17 protein-coding genes are annotated in these 20,585 nt (G+C 45.6%); 15 read left to right on the forward strand and 2 right to left on the reverse strand.

The window, feature by feature from the left end; translation table 11 throughout:
- Positions 1-37: 37 nt before the first annotated feature.
- The 6 genes from mgsA to ESP131_RS06280 all read left to right on the forward strand — a co-directional run bounded on the left by mgsA (position 38) and on the right by ESP131_RS06280 (position 3,989).
- Positions 38-472: a methylglyoxal synthase gene (gene mgsA / locus ESP131_RS06260; RefSeq protein WP_029340960.1), complete on the forward strand. Its 435-nt coding sequence runs from the start codon at positions 38-40 to the stop codon at positions 470-472.
- A 96-nt stretch (positions 473-568) separates the two neighbouring features.
- The gene (locus ESP131_RS16770) at positions 569-724 is read left to right on the forward strand and encodes a hypothetical protein (RefSeq protein ID WP_167507527.1); all 156 of its coding nucleotides are present in this window, start codon (positions 569-571) and stop codon (positions 722-724) included.
- A 134-nt stretch (positions 725-858) separates the two neighbouring features.
- Positions 859-1,521, forward strand: coding sequence for a response regulator transcription factor (locus tag ESP131_RS06265; RefSeq protein WP_023467381.1), 663 nt, complete (start codon positions 859-861; stop codon positions 1,519-1,521).
- Positions 1,518-2,900, forward strand: a complete 1,383-nt coding sequence (locus ESP131_RS06270; protein WP_029340961.1) for a HAMP domain-containing sensor histidine kinase — start codon at positions 1,518-1,520, stop codon at positions 2,898-2,900. The genes ESP131_RS06265 and ESP131_RS06270 overlap by 4 nt, the downstream gene beginning before the upstream one ends.
- A 110-nt stretch (positions 2,901-3,010) precedes the next feature.
- The gene (locus ESP131_RS06275; protein ID WP_029340962.1) at positions 3,011-3,484 is read left to right on the forward strand and encodes a competence protein ComK; all 474 of its coding nucleotides are present in this window, start codon (positions 3,011-3,013) and stop codon (positions 3,482-3,484) included.
- Between the two features lie 97 nt (positions 3,485-3,581).
- A complete protein-coding gene (locus ESP131_RS06280; RefSeq protein WP_023467385.1) occupies positions 3,582-3,989 on the forward strand; it encodes a hypothetical protein in 408 nt (135 codons plus the stop codon).
- Between the two features lie 43 nt (positions 3,990-4,032).
- Here the strand turns inward: ESP131_RS06280 and ESP131_RS06285 are convergent, their stop codons facing one another.
- Positions 4,033-4,374: a hypothetical protein gene (locus ESP131_RS06285; protein ID WP_029340963.1), complete on the reverse strand. Its 342-nt coding sequence runs from the start codon at positions 4,372-4,374 to the stop codon at positions 4,033-4,035.
- A 60-nt stretch (positions 4,375-4,434) separates the two neighbouring features.
- Positions 4,435-4,812 (reverse strand): truncated hemoglobin, encoded by a 378-nt coding sequence (locus tag ESP131_RS06290; protein ID WP_029340964.1) that lies wholly within the window; start codon positions 4,810-4,812, stop codon positions 4,435-4,437.
- A 138-nt stretch (positions 4,813-4,950) separates the two neighbouring features.
- Between ESP131_RS06290 and addB the strand changes: the two genes are divergently transcribed.
- The 9 genes from addB (at position 4,951) to ESP131_RS06335 (ending at position 20,510) form a co-directional block, all read left to right on the forward strand.
- Positions 4,951-8,382, forward strand: coding sequence for a helicase-exonuclease AddAB subunit AddB (gene addB, locus ESP131_RS06295; RefSeq protein ID WP_047396264.1), 3,432 nt, complete (start codon positions 4,951-4,953; stop codon positions 8,380-8,382).
- On the forward strand, positions 8,379-11,930 hold the full coding sequence (gene addA, locus ESP131_RS06300) for a helicase-exonuclease AddAB subunit AddA (protein WP_069940356.1): 3,552 nt from the start codon (positions 8,379-8,381) through the stop codon (positions 11,928-11,930). Before addB ends, addA begins: the two co-directional genes overlap by 4 nt.
- A gap of 206 nt (positions 11,931-12,136) precedes the next feature.
- Entirely contained in the window at positions 12,137-12,514 is a 378-nt protein-coding gene (locus tag ESP131_RS06305; RefSeq protein ID WP_023467390.1) for a response regulator, read from the forward strand.
- Entirely contained in the window at positions 12,495-15,038 is a 2,544-nt protein-coding gene (locus ESP131_RS06310; RefSeq protein ID WP_047396272.1) for a HAMP domain-containing sensor histidine kinase, read from the forward strand. The genes ESP131_RS06305 and ESP131_RS06310 overlap by 20 nt, the downstream gene beginning before the upstream one ends.
- An 84-nt stretch (positions 15,039-15,122) precedes the next feature.
- Positions 15,123-15,503, forward strand: a complete 381-nt coding sequence (locus tag ESP131_RS06315; RefSeq protein WP_029340968.1) for a DUF1516 family protein — start codon at positions 15,123-15,125, stop codon at positions 15,501-15,503.
- Between the two features lie 111 nt (positions 15,504-15,614).
- Positions 15,615-16,643, forward strand: a complete 1,029-nt coding sequence (locus ESP131_RS06320) for a class I SAM-dependent methyltransferase (protein WP_231925697.1) — start codon at positions 15,615-15,617, stop codon at positions 16,641-16,643.
- A 105-nt stretch (positions 16,644-16,748) separates the two neighbouring features.
- Complete coding sequence (locus ESP131_RS06325) at positions 16,749-18,239, forward strand: phytoene desaturase family protein (protein WP_047396276.1); 1,491 nt, start codon at positions 16,749-16,751, stop codon at positions 18,237-18,239.
- The gene (locus ESP131_RS06330; protein WP_047396279.1) at positions 18,236-19,717 is read left to right on the forward strand and encodes a phytoene desaturase family protein; all 1,482 of its coding nucleotides are present in this window, start codon (positions 18,236-18,238) and stop codon (positions 19,715-19,717) included. The genes ESP131_RS06325 and ESP131_RS06330 overlap by 4 nt, the downstream gene beginning before the upstream one ends.
- A complete protein-coding gene (locus ESP131_RS06335; protein ID WP_029340972.1) occupies positions 19,677-20,510 on the forward strand; it encodes a phytoene/squalene synthase family protein in 834 nt (277 codons plus the stop codon). Before ESP131_RS06330 ends, ESP131_RS06335 begins: the two co-directional genes overlap by 41 nt.
- Positions 20,511-20,585: the final 75 nt, after the last annotated feature.

The following is a 20,585-nucleotide window of genomic DNA, read 5'->3' on the forward strand; positions in this document are numbered from 1 at the left end:
TCTTTTTCTGTGCATAGACAAGAAGGAGGGGATACAGATGAACATCGCATTGATTGCACACGATGAAAAAAAGGATGAGATGATGGGCTTTACACGAGCTTACGCCGCATTCTTCAAGAAAAATACATTGTATGCGACAGGAACGACCGGACAACGAATCATGGAAGCAACCGACTTGCACGTCCATCGCTGTAAGTCAGGTCCACTCGGTGGTGATCAGGAAATTGGCGCTCTCGTGGCGCAAGGGAAAATCGATATCGTAATCTTCTTACGGGATCCACTGACGGCGCAACCACATGAACCGGACGTCTCGGCACTCATTCGATTATGCGACGTATACGATCTGCCGCTTGCGACGAATGTTGGAACTGCTGAAATTTTAATCAATGGACTCGAACAAGGACAATTCGATTGGAAGGAAATCATCCGAAAACGTCATGAACTGGAACAAAAAAAGTTTTTAGACGATTAATTTCATGAGAACGCTTCTCATTTTCGATTGAGCATGCTATAGTCAGTTTGAGGATGATACTGATTATCAATTGCGATGGAAAAGGTGGCGAAGAAAATGGAGATTCTATTAATGACGGGTGTAACGGTATTGCTAGGAGGCGGCGTTGGATTCTTGACGCACGTCGTAAAAATGGAACGTCGTCAACAGGCAACAACTGTGACTTCAAAGAACGAGCAAGTAGCGTATCCAGCGCTCCGTCTCGTCAAATAATAGAAAATTTACGACTTCGCCTTTCTTTTCTTTTGAAAAGAAAGGTTTTTTTGAATTATTATCCACTCTCCCATAATTTTGCGGAATTCCTTTGATACACTGAAACAAAGCACATTAGTCGAGGAGTGAGAGCCATGCATACAATCTATTTAGTTGATGATGAAGTGAACTTGAATCGTGTACTCGTGAAATATTTGGAGCAAGAAGGATGGCAGGTGAAATCGTTTACGTCTGGTGAGGCGGCAGCCTCTGCCATCGTTGAAAAGCCTGACTTATGGATTTTAGACATCATGCTACCGGATATGGATGGTTTTCAATTGATTAAACGGATCAAGGCACATGATGAGACGACACCTGTCATTTTCATCTCGGCTCGGGATGAGGATATCGATAAAATCATTGGTCTTGAGATGGGATCGGACGATTACATCGCAAAACCGTTCCTTCCGCGAGAACTCGTCATCCGCGTCAAAAAGATTTTGGCACGAACGTATGCGACACCAAAGAGTGGTGTCATCCAATACGGTGATTATATGATTTATCCAGAGAAACGAATCATCGAAGAGAATGGTCAAGAAATCGATTTGACGTCGAAAGAATACGATCTATTGATTTTATTCGCCACACAAATTGGGACGCCGATGTCACGCGAGCAGATTCTCGTCAGCGTCTGGGGTGACGATTATTTCGGTTCAGACCGAGTCGTCGATGATCTCGTTCGTCGCGTCCGTAAAAAATTATCGAAGCTTGAGCTCGAAACGATTTACGGTATCGGTTATCGCTTGGTGTCTGCATGAAAAACCGCAGTCTTGGATTCCAGATTTGGGCGATGTTTCTGCTCGTCATCGTCACGCTTTCTGCGGTCATTCTCCTGGTCATCCGGTCATCGATCGGAAATTTCATCGATGAACAGGTCTATGCGACACTTGAGAATAGCGAAGTCTTCTTCTCGAAAGATGCTTCCGTCATCGAGATGCTTCAAGATAATCCGATTGAATTTGACCGCCGGAAACAGGAGTCCCGTTCTGTGAATATCCTACTTCTTTCTAAAAACGGAAAGCTCTATTACGGTGGAGCGCCACAACAGCTGATCAATCAGATGTACCGTGATGCGATTGATCAAAAAACAGTTACGGCAAAGTATACGACGCGTCTTGATAAAGAAGATGTCTACTACAGTATTCGAAAAATCGAGGATAGTGGTGAAACGTACTATCGTGTCTCCTATGTTTGGGATGCGTATCGACAAGAACTGATTACGCAGTTATTCTCGAAAATCGGATTCGTCGTCATCATCGGAAGTATCTTTACGCTATTCATTGCGTTTTGGTTAGCACGACGTTTGACACAACCACTCGTTGAAATCGAGGGAGCGGTCGGTAAAATCGCGGCTCAAAAATGGGATACACCACTTCCGCTTGACCGCGGGGATGAAATCGGACGACTCGCACGATCCGTCGATGCGATGCGGATGGATCTTGAAAAGCAGGATAAGGCACAAAAATCATTACTTCAAAACATCTCCCATGATTTGAAAACGCCAATCATGGTTATTCGAAGTTATGCCCAGTCCATCTCAGACGGGATTTATCCAGATGGTGATTTGACCGGATCCGTATCCGTCATTGATGAAGAGGCGGAGCGGTTAGAGAAAAAAGTCGCGGCTCTACTTTATGTCACGAAGCTCGACTATTTCGAGCTCGATCGTTCGACCTGGGACAATGTTGACATCGACCGGATGGTGCATCTGTTGAAAAATCGCTTTTCTGGAACGAAGTCACTGGAATGGCATGTCAGCGGAGAAGCAGGAATTGTTCTTGGTGAAGGAGAGCAGTTACGTGTTGCGCTAGAAAATGTCATGGACAATGCGATTCGTTATGCCGAAACACGAATCGATATCCGATTGTCCGGAACAGCGGATCAGGTGCATATCGAAATCGAAAATGACGGACCACCGCTTGACGCCTCCTCGCCACTGTTCCATCAATTCTCACGTGGCAAGGAAGGAAAGTTTGGGCTTGGTCTCTATATCGTCAAACGGATCGTTGAGCGTCATGATGGAACGGTCGCAATCGAAAACCGTTCTGCGGGAAATGGAGTTGGAAAAGTTTGTGTGATTTTTAATTTCCCACGTCATTTTATTGTGCAAGAGGAAAAAAAACCAAAAGAATTTTAAAAACGGGATCTTTGGATCTCGTTTTTTTCGTTAGGAAATAATCGTTCCGTTCATGCAAGGCAAAAGGAAGTTTGATATAACCAATATAATCCAGGAAGGGAGCGAAGGAGATGTCATACCCAATCACGGAAGAAACGTTAGCCTTGATCCCGCGATACGGTCAATACGGTGAACCGCAGACACTCGTCATCAAGGAACATTCTGAAAGTATTTTAGATGGTCATCCCATTAAGTTGATTGAAGAATCCTGTTTGTATTTTGGTTCGTCGATGCGTGGAAGAATTGAAGCAGCGCGGCATATTCTTGGTCCGAACCGAAAGACACCTGTTTTAGTGGATTGGCAAGCACAGACGATTTTCTTTCCAACGACCGCAAAAGAAAAGGCAGAATGTATTTGGATTAATTTTAAACAGATGAAGACTGTTCAGAAAAAATCGGGTAAAGTACAAGTCGAATTTCAGACCGGGCAATGTATCGATACCGATGCATCTGCGTACAGCATCGAGCGACAACGGATTAAAACGCTGGAACTGGCGTATGAAATGCAACGTCGTTTTCAGTTGCCGGAGTTTAAGAATCGGTGAAAAGTGGAAACACATAACAGGAATCTTACTTACGTAAGGAGAAACAGTAGAGAGAGAAATCATAGGGAGGTGAAGCGGTAACTTTTACCGCGACACGATGAATGAATCATACGAATGGTTAAATCGCCGAAAACTACAGCCTGGATTTGGTGCGACTGGAGGCAGACGCTTTATCAGTTCTCGCATCGTGCGTCCGGAAAATACACCGGGTAAACGAATCAAAGGAATTAAACGGGCACGACAATTGGTCGTCGATGATGCTGGAAATCGCCGTTGGGTCACGAAACGCATCGTCGTGACGGATGCTGCGAAACACGTCACGATGAACCGTCGGACATCTATCGCCTTGAAGGAGACGAATGAGTCGCGCCTTGAGCAAGTCAAACAAAAACTAGCATCTAACAAAAAGGTCTTATTACCGATTTTGGCGGCAACAGGGATCGCTGTCGCAGGTGGCGTTCTTGCTTACGTTCTTCGTCGGAAGAAAAAACAATCTGATCAATAAAAAATAAGCCGTTCTCCAATCGGAGGATGGCTTATTTCATGCATTATAAGAATCGTTTTCGTAAAGAAGTCGAGAGTGCTTTGTCTGCGATTTCTTCTAGTTCCGTCAAGTTTGTCGGATCAAAGCTATCATTGTAGAAACGACCTACGAAGTCGACACGATCGTAATCGAGTTCCTTGAAAATCAAGTGTTTATGGTCGTCATAAAAAACGACACGATAGTAATCAGATCCACGTTCAAGTGTTACGAGACCTTTGATATGATCCAATTTTTTTTGTTCTTCGGTTTGCTCTTCCTCGAGCGTGTCATCCTCGTTCGTCGATGCTTCTGCTTGCTCGATCGCATTCTTTACGAGTTCAGGTCGTTGTTCTTGTTCTTCCGTCATGTTTTATCGCCTCCAATTATTATTTTACATGGAAATGGACAGATGAGAAAGAAAAATCCCTCAGTCCATCTGGTGTGCTTCACAAACGCGTAGTACATTCATCGCGCCAATTCGTAATCGCTCGAGTAGTTGGAGTCGTGCTTCTTCATTTGGAATCGTATCAAGAGAAGCTACTTCCATCAGTTCCAACCAACGGATGGCATGTTCTTTTTGAATCGGTAATAACCGGTGAATCATCGCTAAACTCGCCGGCGGTTGATCCGGGTCGCGCGGTCCTCCTGTCAATTGGATCAAGAAGACGAGTTGTGCCTGTTCGACACGTTGTCGATCTTCAGGGAATAACGGTCGCAACAGTGAATCATGGTAGACTTGATGATAGAACGAGCGAACCAAGGATGTGAGTATATGCTCGCCTCCGATGGTTTCGTAAAGTGACAAGAAGCATCACCTGCCTTACATAGGATGTGTCCTGATTATAGCAAATTTATACTTAGAAGACATGCGCCAAAAACAGTACATTTGTTCTTGTTTGTGAGATACTGATAGTAAAGAAAAAACGAGGAGGAGGTTTTCTTGATGAACCATATGCATATTGGTCGTGCCGGTAGTGGGAAAACGACACAATTGATCGAGCGCGTCGTACAAGAACTCGAGCAACGACCGCTAGGGGAGAAGATGTATTTCATCGTTCCGGATCAGATGTCATTTGAAATGGAGCGGCGGATTGCGACAGATGACCGGATAGCAGGTCTTGTTCGTCTTGAGGTCATGAGTCTACGGCGCTTTGCGTTTCATATCTTACGCGATTACGGGAATCAAGCGATTCCATTTCTCGATGAGACAGGGACACAGCTATTACTGCGACAGGTCGTCGAGGAATCAGAAGACGAACTGAAGATTTTTAAACGAACTAAAAACATGCCAGGATTTTTCCAAGGACTTGATGAGCTCATCGCGTCGTTTAAACGCTCGCTGATTGAACCAGATATGTTGCGTCAAGTGAGTGATCGTTCTCTCGAACGGTCACCGAAATTGAACGATCTTGCTTTGATTTATGAGCGCTTTACGGAACGCATCGTCGATAAAGCACTCCATGCGGACGATTACTATACGACGTTACTTGAATTACTTCCAAAAGCACGACTGGATCAAGCGACGATCATCGTCGACGGATTTTATGAATTTTCGCTTCAGGAACAACAAGTACTGCTCGCCTTGATGCAACAAGTGGCTGAAATGCATATTAGTTTTACGATGGACCCAACGGATCCTTATGCGAAACAAACCTCTTTTGGTGTGTCTCAGCGATGCTACATGCAGTTGATCGGTCAGATGCAGGAGCTGTCGATTCCATACGAAGAAATCTTGTACGATCAACCAATCAAGTTTCAATCAGAAGGGCTACGACATTTGGAGCAGGCCTTGTTGAAGCCGGGATATCCCGCTGTCGATCATGACGTTGACGGCTTTCAGATGACAGCTGCAGTTAACCGTCAAGTCGAAGCAGAATCAGCCGTGCGGAAAGCGATTCAACTCGTTCGACAAAAAGGGTATCGTTTTCATGAAATGGCATTCGTCGTGCGACATCTTGAGCCGTATGCGGATCACTTGGAACGAGCCTTCCACATGTACGATGTTCCGTATTTCTTGGATCAACGTGAGTCGATGGTTCATCATCCGCTCATTGACTTGATTCAATCTGCTTTAGACATCGTGACGTCGGGTTATCGGGAAGAAACAGTCTTTCGTTTACTGAAGACGGAGCTCTTGCCGATTCCAGCAGAAGATGCGCGTCTAGCGCTCGATCGTTTCGAGACGTTCGTGCTCGAACGCGGCATCAAAGGATCGATGTGGCAACAACCATGGCAATTAAAGCGACGCCTAGCAGAGGAAGTTCGCTTAACGGAAGAAGAGCTTGCGCAAGAAGAAGAACTGAACGATTTACGAACCTTCGTCGTCGACTTGATTGAACCATTGCACCGTCGGTTGAAGCAGGCAAAGACAATGAGCGCGTATACGAAAGGTCTTTATCAATTCCTTGAAGAACAAAAAATTGCAGAACGTTTAATGGAATGGCGTAAGCAGGCACTAGAGCAGGATCAGTTACTTGTTGCTCGAGAGCACGATCAAGTGTACGAAGCGATACTCCATCTATTCGAACAGCTAGAAGCTGCTGCGCCTGAGCATACCTTGTCAACGGAACTGTTTGTTCAGATGGTCGAGACAGGACTTGAGAGCCTTCGTTTTGCACTTGTTCCTCCATCGCTTGATCAAGTTATCGCGACGGACTATGTCCGTGGACGATTACAACGAGTGAAAGTCGTCTTTTTACTGGGAGCGAATGATGGTCTGATTCCGTTCGTTCAAGATCAATCAAAGTTACTGTCCGAAAATGATCATGACTTCTTACATGAACATGGTATTCCGGTTGGAAAAGCGTCTCTTGACGTGTTTGATGATGAGCTGTTTTACCTGTATCAAGGGATGATGGCTCCAAGTGAAGCATTGTATGTTAGTTACGCACTTGTCGATGAAGAAGGAAAGGCGCTTCAGCCGGCAGCGATCACAAAACAATTAAAGCGACAACTGTTGCTCGATCGTCCGATCAAAACACACTTTGCAGAAGCTGGAGAACATGCACCGCAAGAACAACTTGATTTCGTGACGAGCCCAGATCGCGCGGCAGCAGCGACAGCGATTGAACTCCGGCGTCTGCAACGACGTTATCCGATCCAGCCAATTTGGTTCGAAGTGTATAATACGCTTCTCGAAAACGGACAGGGACGTGAACGGATGGGATTATTCTCGAATGCCTTGTTCTATCAAAATCAAGCGGAAGCCTTGCCGGAAGGATTGGCGCATCGTTTATATGGTGAGTCACTGCAAGCAAGCGTTTCGCGTTTTGAGACCTATAATGCCTGTTCGTATAAGCATTTTGCACGATACGGCCTTCGTTTACGCGAGCGAAAACTGTATAAATTCGAAGCACCGGACATTGGGAATCTGTTCCACGGTGCACTGAATGATCTGTCGCTCAGTATTAAAGCTTCTGGACGACACTGGCGCGAGCTCGATGGCGAGACGTGCGGAACACTTGCGAAGGAAGCTGTTGAAAAGGTGACACCTGAAATTCAGAATGCGATTTTGATGAGTTCGAGTCGGTTCGGGTATATCAAGAAAAAATTGACGGATGTCGTCGAACAAACAGCTAAAATGCTTGTTGAACAAGCAAAACGAACAGATTTTGAACCTGACTTATTTGAAATCAGTTTTGGGAACGCGACGTTCCCACCATTACGCTTTACATTGCCGGATGGAACAGAAATTGAATTCACGGGTCGCATCGACCGGATTGATCAGGCGACGATTGGTGATCAGCTATACGTTCGAATCATTGATTATAAATCAAGTGCTCGAGGACTTGATTTTGCGGAAATCTATTATGGGCTTGCGATTCAGATGTTGTTGTATTTGAAGACGGTCGTGGAACAGTCGGAGCTGCTTTATCAACAGCAGGCAAAACCAGCTGGTGCGTTATATTTCCACGTCAAAAACCCCATGTTGCGGGGCGATTTATCGGCTGACGAAGAAGAACGCAACCGACTGTTACTCGAGTCCTATCAAATGCAAGGCGTCATCCTCGAGAATGACGAAGTACTACGAGCGATGGATCATATTGCGTACGATGAACGAAAAAAATCACCGCTTGTCAAAGTGACATTCACGAAAAACGGACTGCATAAGACGCAGACGAAAGGTGTCGTACAGGAGGAAGATTTATCAGCGCTGATGGATCATGCATGGGAGGCACTAAAAGACAGCAGTCAAGACATCTATGATGGGGATATCGCTATCAATCCATTTGATTATCAAGAGCGGACTCCGTGTAGTTTTTGTGAGTATCGTTCAGTCTGTCAGTTCGATGAATCGCTTGGGAATCAGTATCGCCCATTAAAGACGATGTCTGAAAAAGAGGTACTGGAACGGTTGAAGGAGGAAGAAGAATGAGCGTGCGTTGGACGGAAGAACAACAACAAGCCATTTCAGCTAGAGGTGGACATATCCTAGTCTCAGCGGCAGCCGGATCAGGGAAGACAGCTGTCCTCGTCGAACGGCTGACGCAACGATTGATTGATCCCAAAGATGAGTTGTCGGCAGATCGAATTCTAGTTGCTACCTTTACGAATGCGGCAGCACGTGAGATGAAGACGCGGGTCATCGAGGTCATGGATCAGCGCATCAAAGAGGCACCGGACGATTTGTATTTGAAAAAACAGCGTCAATTGATGAACCGGGCACAAATTACGACGATTCATTCGTTCTGTTTGTCGATTCTCCGCGAAAATTATTACCGGATTGGTCTGGATCCTGCGTTTCGAATTGCCGATGAATCTGAATTACTGTTATTACAAGACGATGTCTTAGAAGCGGTCTTTGAGTCCTTTTATGCTTCTGAGGACCCGGGATTCTATGATTTGATTGATAGTTATACGTCAGATCGGGATGATCAAGCGATGCTGACACTGATTTCGAATCTCTATCGGTTTTCCCGTTCCTTACCGGATCCGGAAGCCTTTTATGCACATTTAATCAGTCAGTACGATCAGCCAATTGATCCGGATGATTCTCCACTTATGCAACGACTAGTCGAATTAGAGTGGGAAAGTCTCTCAAATGTATTGGGACGTTACCGAGAACTTGCTTTTGAGCTGGAGCAGTCTGGTTATGCGGAAATGGGAAAAATGATGCGACAGGACATTGCTCCTTTTACCTCACTTGAGACGTCAGCACGCCAATGGTCGATGGTTGCGCTTGCTTTTCAAGCAGTAGAGTTCGGTCGCTGGAAGAGTCCACGCGGGGATGAAGGAATCAAGCCGTTTCAAGCAGAGCGGACGCGACTCGTAGCGGAGTTCAAGAAAATGAAAGAGCTATTCGTCCAAAAGACTGGTGTTGATTATTTAGAAGACTTACGATCGCAGCTTCGACATGTGGAAACGATCGTAACACTCGTACGTCAATTTGCAAGTGATTATCTTGAAGCGAAACAACAACGTGGTATCGTCGATTTTTCGGATCTTGAACATTTTGCATTAGAGATTTTGACGGACGAAGGACAACCGTCAGACGTGGCAAAACTTCTGAAGGAACGCTTCGTCGAAGTACTCGTTGACGAATATCAAGATACGAATGAGGTTCAGGAACGCATCATCCAATTGGTCTCGAAAACGGATGAGGCGACAGGAAATCTATTCATGGTCGGTGATGTCAAACAATCCATCTATAAATTTCGTCATGCAGAGCCAGGATTGTTCCTTGAGAAATTCAAACGATTCCAACAGACCGACGTGGGAACACGGATCGATTTAACAAAAAACTTCCGGAGTCGTCTTGAGGTGCTGGATGGAACAAATCAAATCTTCCGCCAAGTGATGGATGAGACCGTCGGGGAGATTGATTACGATGAAGCCGCGCACCTTCGACTCGGGAATCTGAGTTATCTCGAATCGGAGCAAGTGGCGCCTGAATTACTTTTGATTGATCCACTTGATAGTGAAAAAGAAGAGGTTGAAGCACGAGCGATTGCAACACGAATTTTAGAACTCGTTGATTCGATGCATCCACATCTAATTTACGATGCGAAAGCAAACCGATTCCGGACCTGTGAATACCGCGACATCGTCGTCTTAGCACGGTCGCGTGGTAAGCGTGTCCAAGCGCTTGTCGAAGTGCTCGAACAGTATGAGATTCCGGTCTATGCGGATACGACGGGCGGATACTTCCAAGCGACGGAAATTCAAATCATGATGGCATTGCTCAAGACGATCGATAATCCACTTCAAGATATTCCATTCGCGAGTCTGTTACGATCGCCGATTTTTGGAGTGGCAGATCGAGATTTAGGACGGATTCGAGCAAAACAAAAAGAAGGAAGCTTTTATGAGGCAGCGCTAGCGATGGCGGCAGAGGAATCATCATTCGGGATTCGAATAGATGAAATCATCCGTCAGATTCAATCATGGCGAACTGAAGCGCGTGGGAGTGCTCTTCCGGCTTTCATTCGATCGCTCTTTGATCAGACCGGCTATTTTGAGTACGTCGGCTGTCTCGCCGGAGGAAAAAGTCGTCAAGCCAACTTGAACGCCTTATATGAGCGAGCGAAGCAATATGAGACGTCCGGTTATCGTGGATTATATCGTTTCCTTCGTCTGATCAATCGATTAATTGAACGAGGAGAAGACTTCGCAGAAGCCCGTTCGCTTGGAGAAGACGAGGACGTCGTTCGCATCATGACGATCCACCAATCAAAAGGACTCGAGTTCCCTGTGACGATCGTCAGCCAATTGACGAAGCAATTCAACAAACAGGATCAGATGCAAGCGATTCAGTTGCATAAGACGTATGGCATTGCCCTAGATGCGATTGATCCAATTCGTCGTTTAAGATCTGGGACCCTTCTGAAAGAAGTCATTCGCCGGGAAATGGATCGAGAGATGAAGGCGGAAGAGATGCGCGTCTTGTATGTTGCGATGACTCGAGCGAAGGAAAAGTTGATTCTCGTCGGCACAGTCAAGGATTTAGAAGATCAAATGGCGACTTGGCAGATGACGCCACCAGATGAAGTCTTACTACCTGAAAATGACCGGCGCCAAGCGAAGAGTTATGCAGAATGGGTCGTTCCGGCAGTTTTACGCAGTAGTTTACTACGTCCGGATGAGACGGATTGGTCGATTCGCGTGATGTCTTTAGAGGAGTTAGCACCGTATCAAGAAATCTCAACACTCGTGGAGCAACTCGAACACGTCCAGAAGCTTGAAAAAATCGATGTGCCGATTAATTCGCAAGTCAAAGAAATCGTCGAAGCGGCATTTTCGTATCAGTATCCGCATGCGCTTGCGACAGAGACGGCAGCAAAACAGACCGTCACGGAACTGAAGCGAGCGGAACAGCTGGAACGTGCAGCATTTGAAACGACATATCGCCAGACGACCTATTACCGAACGCCTCAATTCCTCGGACCAGTTCTCAGTGGGGCGGAACGAGGAACGGTCTTACACTTAGCGATGCAATTGTATGAACCGGACGAATCGATTTCGCATCAAATTGATCAGTGGGAAGCAACGGAACGCATTACGCCGATTGAAGCGACGACGATGCGGGAAGCGACAGCACAGTTACAAGGGTTCCTCGACTCTGAAATCGGACAATTGTTCAGCGAACGATTACGGACGAACCACGTCTATCGTGAGTTGCCATTCACTTATAAGATCGGGGCATCGCGTTTCCGGAAAGATTGGACAGGTCCAGTGGATGACGCAGTCATGCAAGGAATCGTCGACTGTTTGATTCAGGATGGAGAATCATATATCTTGCTCGATTATAAATCGGATCAAATCGTTACGACGGAAGTCGGACAAACACCTGCAGACGTGTTACGTGAACGATATGCGACCCAATTGAATCTGTATCAAGAAGCGCTAGAAGCGATTCTTCATATTCAGATTACACGGAAGGTCATCTATGCGTTTGCTTTAGAAGAAACGATTGATTTAGTTTAATTTAATTTTGATACGATCGAGACCTTCCTCGTTCTCCTACTTAAGGTAGAGATGAGGGAGGTTTTAGCATAGGACGAAAGAGGGATGAGGAATAAGGAGGGAAAATCAGTTTCTGAAGCGATTTCCGTTTCTTATTGTGAAGGAACTGTGTAAAATAAAGAAGATATGTCACTTTGACGATGGATAATTTTGGGAGGTTTTAATAGATGGCACGTATTTTATTAGCAGAAGACGAAGATGTCTTACGAATGTTAGTACTCGATACACTAGAAGATGAAGGATATACGATCGACGAAGCGACAGATGGAGACGAAGCGTATCAAAAAATCATGAACGCTGAATATGATCTCGTTTTACTCGATTACATGATGCCTGGAATGACAGGGATTGAAGTCATCGAAAAAGTCCGACAACATCCGGATAAGCAACATCTAAAAATCATGATGTTGACGGCTAAAAGTCAACAATCGGACCGCGAACGAGCGGAAGAGATTGGTGCGAATTACTTTTTCTCAAAGCCATTTAGTCCGTTAGAACTGATTGATGTCGTGGGAGGAATACTGAGTGATCACCAAGTGGATTAATCGAAAAATCGGGCGCCAACTCATGGCTTCCTTTTATGTCGTATTAGCTACATTGATGATTTCATCATTGATCGTCTACAACTATACCGATACGAAACTGCAGGCGACTCGGGCGAAATTAGAAGATATCCGTGATCGGAGTGCACGTGCGGGTGCCTTATGGGAAGAGTGGCAGGATGTCCAGTTCAATATGCGTGGTTATGCCTTGATGGGGAATGGAGAATTGTACAATCAAGTCATGGCTCAGCAAGATAAGATTGATCAGGATACAGAATGGTTCGAAAAAAATGCGATTTATGATCAGGGAAAGGCATTCGCCCAGTCCTCGAGAGAATTGTATGGTTATTATTTCGATGCCATTTTGCCGCTTATTCAATCTTATGTCAAAGCGAAAGAATCCGGAGATGTCACGGAATCGTTCTTAAAAGGAACAACACTTGCTGAACTGCCACTTGGTCAGCGATTGTTAGCTGAAGGTAAGATTCAATTAGATGCTCAAGGAAACATTGATGTACTATCAGAGATCAATAAGAGCGAGCTAGCACTCGGCGGTTATCGTGAATTTTTAGAGGATTGGGCACAACGGACGAGCGCCCAGCTGGAACGGGAAATCCGGACGACACAGCTGATTTGGTTAGCGAATATCGTCGTCTTACTTGCCATCTTGATTTTCTTTATTTATCCGTTTATTCGCCGCATCACGATGGAATTATTATCTCTCGTCAAGAACAGTCAACGGCTTGCAAACGGTGAAGATGTTTCGAGCGTCAAAGTACCGAATCGTAAAGATGAAATCGGAATTCTGGCGTTATCCTTCAATCAGATGGCAAGTTCGATTTCCGAGAACAAGCAGCATTTATTAGCGAAAAATGAAGAATTACAGGCGCAACAGGAAGAACTGCAAGCCCAACAAGAAGAATTGCAAGCACAACAGCAAGAGCTTGAAGAAGCGTTAGAGCTGACGATGCGCAATGAACAGCATCTCCAGTACCGGAATGATTTAACCGAGACACTTGCGGCACGTGAGTCGTTGACCGCTTATCCCGAAATCATCGAGAAGCTCGTCACAATCACGGATTCGGAGATCGGTGCATTGGTGTTCGTGGATGAGGAAGATAGTTATTCTGTCGTCACTTATGGGATGACGGATGAACTGGCAGAACAGTTGCTCCAAAATGATGCGTCACTGTTGAAACGAGCAGAATCGCTTAAGACCCCAGTTCATTCTTCTAAACAAGTCGCAAGCAATCATCCATTACCGTATCCGTACTATATGTATGAAACGGCTGTGCCGATTCTCGATCCAACGGCAGATGATATCATCGCGTATATTTACCTTGTCCGCTACCGCGATCAGTTCACGAATGAACAGATGCGAGACGTCATGTCCTTCTCCCGTCAACTGTCACTATCACTCTTGCGAATGCGTTTATTTGACGAGATGACAAAAGAAAAAGCGAAAACGGAGCGAATTCTCGATTCGATTCGAGAAGCGGTCATCTATCTTGAACCTGGGAAAGAAGAGGTCTTCGTCAATCGACCGCTGTACGATCTGTTCCCGGAATTACGATATGGAGTCCACACGGAGCAAGAAACGCTTCAAACATGTCTTGAAGTCATTCGATCTGTCGTCGATGAACCAGAAGTCTTCAGCAGATACGTCGATTCAGTTCTCCGTGGAGAATTACCGACGGATAGTCTACAATTCTCGATTCGAAACGAGACGGTATTCATTCAATTTTATGTCGAGGTGATCCAGATTCATCAGGTGCATAAAGGAACGATGCTTGTCATGCGTGATGTGACGAAAGAGACCGAAATGGATCGTTTGAAATCGGAACTCGTTTCAACCGTCTCTCATGAACTTCGGACGCCACTCTCTTCGATTTACGGCTTTACAGAGCTCATGCTCAACCGGGACATCGAAGAATCGCGCCAAGATCGATATTTACGGACGATCCATTCCGAAACGGAACGCCTTGCGAATCTCGTCAATGATTTCTTAGATGTCCAGCGTATGGAGTCGGGCACACAATCGTATAAAAAAGCATCGGTGAACGTTCATGCGATTGCCGAAGAGACGACACAGTTCTATGCAGCTTCGACACAAGCTCATCGGATTACGTTCCGTCACGAAGGAGATCAGTTACCCGTCATTGAAGCAGATGAAGAAAAAATCAGACAGTTGCTCAATAATTTATTGAATAATGCGGTGAAGTATTCACCATCTGGCGGTGCGATCGATGTCGTACTGACGACATCGCTTGATCAAGTCATTCTTCAAGTTCGGGATGAAGGAATTGGGATTCCAGAACAATCGCTCAGTCGTCTCTTTGAAAAATTCTACCGCGTCGACAACTCAGATAGTCGAAAAATTGGTGGTACGGGTCTCGGTCTAGCTATCTGTAAGGAAATCGTCACCGGTCATGGTGGAGAAATTCACGTGGAATCGGTCGTAAGGGAAGGAAGTCTCTTCACTGTCAAATTCCCACTCGTCCAATCCACACATGTGACAATCTCCTGAAAAAACCATATATCAACAAAATAACACTAGGTGTTCGTACGGAAATCAGATACGATGAGATAGGAAAAGAAAGGAGGAAATGAAATGCCAATCACAGCATTCGTTCACACACACGTCTTACTTTGGGTACTTTTATTGGTCACGTTCTTCGTCGCCTTTTCGATGTACAAGAACAATAAGAAAGCCGCAAAAGGCATTCATATGGCGTTCCGTCTTCTACTTTTATTGACGTTCGCGACAGGTCTTTATCTGTACATCAAAATCATGGGGATGTCTGAAAACCCAGATCCACTCTACCATGCGAAGATCACAGCAGGATTACTAACGCTCATCTTCGGAGAGTTGACACTTGTTCGGCTTAAAAAAGGAAAAGCTTATTCCGGTTTCGTCATCGGATTCGCCGTGCTCGTCCTTGTGACAGTATTCCTTGGTTATTCACTCCCATACGGTATGAAGTTCTTCTAAGTTCATACAGAATCAAAAGAGTCCTTTTCGACCTTATAGGTTGAAAAGGACTCTTTTTGTCATGTCCGTTAGTAATTTTTGTTTACAAGTGGTTGTTATTTGGGAAAAGGGATGTATTACACAGTAGAGAGGGGAACGCTTGTGGCACAGTTGAAGGAATGGACGAAGGTTTTCCGGGCACGGAAATGGATGAAACGCGCAGAACCGGTGTTACCACTTTGGCATGGGTATATCGGTTATAAATATGGATTATTCGATGCTCTTCAAACAGGAGCAACGCAAGCAGAGGCACAGCTACGGATGCAGCGTCCGCTGACACAGGAAGCGCTATCCCGCTGGTTCGAAGTCGGCGTCGCAGTCGGTCACTTGAAGAAAAAAGATTTACGCTATACAGCGACTCGCCATGTTCTTCCGGAACTCTCTCAATCAGACGACCGCAGTATCGGATTTATGTTATCGGAAATGATGGAGCTGCACTTACCAGCACTATTCTCTTATCCTCAATTCTTAGAAGAGGGTCAACAAAAGACCTTTAATGGAGAGGAACATGGAGACGTTGTAGCCGAAACTTCAGCTCTCGTTGAGACTGTCGCTTTCCCAGCAGTACGTCACATCATTCGGAATCGTAATCTAACTTCACTTCTTGATATTGGTTGTGCCTATGGCGGGTATCTCCGTAAAATTCACGAGGCATTGCCGGACTTACGACTCGCCGGAATTGATATTGAAGAATCAGTCATCGCCGAAGCAAAACGGCGAGATACGAGCGGAGAGATTGATTTTGTCGTCGGGGATATCAAAACGTTTGATGTCAAAGAGACATATGACGGTGTCATGATGAATAATATTTTGTATTACTTCCCGCAACCGGAACGACTTGCACTATTAGAAGGAGTTCGTCGTTTCGTCAAGGATGATGGAACAGTCATTCTCGTCACACCATTACGTGATAGTTCACATGGCGCACCTTTCTCAGCAGCATTCAATGCCTTTATGACGTTGCATGAGAATCTGTATCCATTACCGAGTAAGGAAGAATTGAAAGAAGATCTATCAAAAGCTGGGTTTGAAAACATTTCGATCACACCATTCTTAAAAGAAGGTGCCTGGTATATCGTCACTGCAAACGCCACTTCCTAAGCGAAGTCTGGCGTTTTTACAGTTGGAAGACAGTTCAAATTTGTCGCTTTTACTATGTGCTTAGTATAATAGTTGAAACGATGAGAGATAAAAGGAGAGATTTGGGTGAAGCGACGCGTAGCAGTGATAGGAGCAGGACCTGGGGGACTTGCATGTGCCTTGTTATTAGCAGGAAAAGGAGTAGACGTCACCGTTTACGAAAAACAAACGCAAGTCGGTGGACGAACTTCTGCCGTTAAGCTAGGTGACTATACATTTGATCGAGGACCAACATTCCTTAATATGCCGCATATTTTAGAAAACGTCTTTCACGAAGCCGGTTTACGGTTAGAAGACTATTTAGATTTAAAGGCACTTGATCCAATGTACACGCTCTATTTCAAAGGCGGAACGGAGCAGTTCACGATGACGACGGATCGGGACCGGATGAAAGAGACGATTGAACAACACTTCCCTGGAAACGGAGAAGGATACGATCGATTCATGGCAGAGCAAGCACTTAAGCTTGGAAAACTCATGCCCATCTTGCAGACACGTCACGATCGGCTGACGGATTACTTATCACCACGTGTCTTAACAGCACTTCCGCGTCTTTCGCTCGGTCGATCCCTCTATGACGTGTTATCCGATTATTTCACGAGCGAAGAACTGAAGTATTCTTTTACATTCCAAGCGAAATATTTAGGCATGTCAGCTTGGGAATGTCCAGGTGGTTTTTCGATCTTGTCTTATATGGAACATGCTTACGGTGTCCACCATCCGATTGGCGGGATGCATCAAGTACCGCTAGCAATGCAACGTGCGATCGAGGAGCTGGGCGGAACCGTACAGTTAGGTGCGGGCGTCGAACAATTGATCTTAAATGGAAAAACTGTCGAAGGAGTCATCCTTGAGTCAGGTCAACATGAGTTATTCGATGAAGTCATCATCGGTGCCGATTTCGCACATGCGATGAATCATTTGGTGCCGGAAGGGGTTTTGAAAAAATGGTCCCGACCAAAAATTGACCGTAAAAAATTCTCATGTTCGACGTTCATGTTATATTTTGGTGTCAACCGGACGTTTGATGCACCACACCACACGATTTATTTTGCGGAGGACTATGAGAAAAACGTTCGTGAGATGACACAGACGCTTGAGCTATCTGATGACTTTTCATTCTATGTCCAAAATCCATCCGTGATTGATCCAACGCTAGCACCTGAAGGCAAGTCTGCTATGTATGTACTAGTGCCGGTACCGAACAATTACTCTGAACTTGATTGGTCGATCGAAGGACCGAAACTACGTCGTCGTGTTCTTGACGCCCTTGAAACGCGTTCGCCGTATCAAGGGATTGAAGCAGCAATCGAAGTCGAAGAGATGTTCACGCCAGACGACTGGGAAGCGATGGGGATCCATCAAGGCGCGACGTTCAATCTCGGTCATCAGTTGACGCAGATGATGTATTTCCGACCGCATAATCAATTTGAAGAGCTCGATCATCTGTATCTCGTCGGAGGTGGCACACATCCAGGTAGCGGATTACCAACGATCTTCGAATCCGCGCGTATCACGGCAGAACTTGTGCTCAAAAAAGAAGGGGTGCGGACATGAAGATAGGATTCGTAGGAGCCGGTGTCGGTACACTGCATGCAGCGCTTTTGCTGACAGCAAGACATCCCGGAGTCGAGATTACGATTTTTGAAAAAGAAGCGCATGTCGGTGGTCGATTACGATCCGTCGATTTTGAATCAGGTGGCCGCATCGATGAAGGTCCGACGATCGTCCTGATGCCAGGCAAGTTAAAAGAGCAGTTGGCAGAAGCCGGCGTGACGGGAGTAGAACTTGAACGGGTCGATCCATTGTATGACCTTCACTTCGACGACGGTACCGTCGTCACGAAAGTAGCCGATGTCGTGGATCAAGCGATCGCAATCGAACGTCAATTCGGTGAAGGGCGTGGATTTTATGAATTCATGCATCAAAAAGAAAAGGATTATGAGACGAGTGTATCGAAATTTTTAGAACGTGGTTATCGTCGAAAGACAGAGTTGTTGCACCCAGACATGATGCGTCCATTATTACAGATGCATGCTCTAGAAACTGCACATGACCATTTGAAGCGATACTTCAAGAGTAAATATTTGCGCATGGCATACAGTTTCCCGACATTTTATATCGGCGGAAATCCTTATACAACACCATCGATTTACGGTTTGATTCCGTACCGGGAACAAGCAGAAGGTGTCTGGTATGTAAAAGGTGGCTATTTCTCGCTTGCTGAACGCATGTATGACACATTAGTCGAACGTGGTGTCCGATTCGTCTTCGAGGCACCCGTTGAACGAATCGTTGTCGACCAAGGACAGGCGAAAGAAATCATCTTACAAGATGGAACACATGAAGCCTTCGATCAAATCGTACTAAATGGAGAGTTTCCATTGATGGAACGTCTTGTGGAAGGTAAACAACCTAAAACCTATACGCCTTCAGGCGGTACGCTACTGCTGTATTTCAAAATGAAAGGGAAAGTCGATTTACCAGTGCATCGCTTTTTGATGCCAAACGACTTGGAACCGCTCATGACGAATATCTTTAAAAAGGGACGATTACCTGAACATCCGGCAGTCTATCTGTTCCATCCAAGTCAGATTGACCGTAGTTTGACAGGAACGGACGATAGCGTCGTCTATTCATTAATTCCTTCTCCACGTGGCTATGGTGTAGAAGATTATGAAAAAGTAGAGTTCGTTGAGACCGTACTTGAAAAAATCGAGCATCATCATCCGGGATTCCGGGAAAAGATACAAGAAATGAGGATTCGTACACCGAATGATGCACAGGCCTTTGGATTGTATCAGGGAGGGAGTTTTGGGATTGCGCCGACGATTCGCCAATCCGCTGCCTTAAAGACACAGGCAAAACCGTATCCGGATATCGATCGATTATATGCCGTCGGTGCATCGGTGCATCCGTGTGGAGGAGTACCAGTCGTCATGATGGGCGCAACGATACTCGTAAACCGAATGGAACAAGAGATGGGGTGGAAACATGAATTCAGTGACGATCCAGAACGCGTATATCAAATGTGAGGAAGTCATTCAGTCCGGATCTAAAACGTTCTATAAAGCCTTCTCACTCTTACCAAAAGCAGATCGACAAGCTGTTTATGCCATCTATACATTTTGCCGATTCCTCGATGATACCGTCGATGAATCAGAGACACCAAAAGAGAGCTTAATGGCTTTCTTGAATGAATTCAAACGATTCCGTGATGGCGAAGTACTAGATAAACCGTTATGGATTGCTTTAGCAGATGTATTTGAACGTTATGAAATGGATGAGACACCATTTCTTGAGCTCGCAGAAGGGATGCGTTGGGATATCGAGAAAAATCGTTATCAAACGCTTGAGGAGACAGAGCAATACAGCTACTACGTAGCGAGTACTGTCGGTTTGATGCTGTTACCCATCCTTGCACCGCAACAGCCTGATCTCCGTAAATCAGCTATCGATCTTGGAATCGCGATGCAACTGACGAACATTTTGCGCGATGTCGGTGAAGATGCAAAACGCGGCCGCATCTACTTGCCCCATTCATGGATGGAGACATACGGTGTCACAGCGGAGTCGTTACTCGCTGGTCGTCCTTCAGGAGACTTCATCGGTCTCTGGGAAGAGGTTGCCCTTCGAGCAGAGCATCTATATGACGCGGCGATTCCATCGTTTGAACGATATCCACGTGAGAGTCGGCGTGCTCTAAAAGCTGCTGCCTTCCTATACCGCGGTATTCTTGATGCAGCGCGGGATAATCACTATGACGTCTTTACGAAACGCGCGTACGTCAGCCGTTGGCAAAAAATGAAGTTACTTGCTACGATTTAATACATGACCATAGAAAAAAGACCTTGGCGGGGACCAAGGTCTTTTTTCTATGGTCTGAGACCGGGGAGTCTCAGA

This window comes from Exiguobacterium sp. U13-1 (assembly GCF_001750115.1).
In the GTDB taxonomy this organism is placed as follows: Bacteria; Bacillota; Bacilli; order Exiguobacteriales; family Exiguobacteriaceae; genus Exiguobacterium_A; species Exiguobacterium_A acetylicum.

Bases quoted from the DNA above. Each gene is read 5' to 3' on its own strand.
- mgsA (WP_029340960.1), top strand. From the start codon at position 38: ATGAACATCGCATTGATTGCACACGATGAAAAAAAGGATGAGATGATG.
- ESP131_RS16770 (WP_167507527.1), top strand. From the start codon at position 569: ATGGAGATTCTATTAATGACGGGTGTAACGGTATTGCTAGGAGGCGGC.
- ESP131_RS06265 (WP_023467381.1), top strand. From the start codon at position 859: ATGCATACAATCTATTTAGTTGATGATGAAGTGAACTTGAATCGTGTA.
- ESP131_RS06270 (WP_029340961.1), top strand. From the start codon at position 1,518: ATGAAAAACCGCAGTCTTGGATTCCAGATTTGGGCGATGTTTCTGCTC.
- ESP131_RS06275 (WP_029340962.1), top strand. From the start codon at position 3,011: ATGTCATACCCAATCACGGAAGAAACGTTAGCCTTGATCCCGCGATAC.
- ESP131_RS06280 (WP_023467385.1), top strand. From the start codon at position 3,582: ATGAATGAATCATACGAATGGTTAAATCGCCGAAAACTACAGCCTGGA.
- ESP131_RS06285 (WP_029340963.1), bottom strand. From the start codon at position 4,374: ATGACGGAAGAACAAGAACAACGACCTGAACTCGTAAAGAATGCGATC.
- addB (WP_047396264.1), top strand. From the start codon at position 4,951: ATGAACCATATGCATATTGGTCGTGCCGGTAGTGGGAAAACGACACAA.
- addA (WP_069940356.1), top strand. From the start codon at position 8,379: ATGAGCGTGCGTTGGACGGAAGAACAACAACAAGCCATTTCAGCTAGA.
- ESP131_RS06305 (WP_023467390.1), top strand. From the start codon at position 12,137: ATGGCACGTATTTTATTAGCAGAAGACGAAGATGTCTTACGAATGTTA.
- ESP131_RS06315 (WP_029340968.1), top strand. From the start codon at position 15,123: ATGCCAATCACAGCATTCGTTCACACACACGTCTTACTTTGGGTACTT.
- ESP131_RS06320 (WP_231925697.1), top strand. From the start codon at position 15,615: ATGTATTACACAGTAGAGAGGGGAACGCTTGTGGCACAGTTGAAGGAA.
- ESP131_RS06330 (WP_047396279.1), top strand. From the start codon at position 18,236: ATGAAGATAGGATTCGTAGGAGCCGGTGTCGGTACACTGCATGCAGCG.
- ESP131_RS06335 (WP_029340972.1), top strand. From the start codon at position 19,677: ATGAATTCAGTGACGATCCAGAACGCGTATATCAAATGTGAGGAAGTC.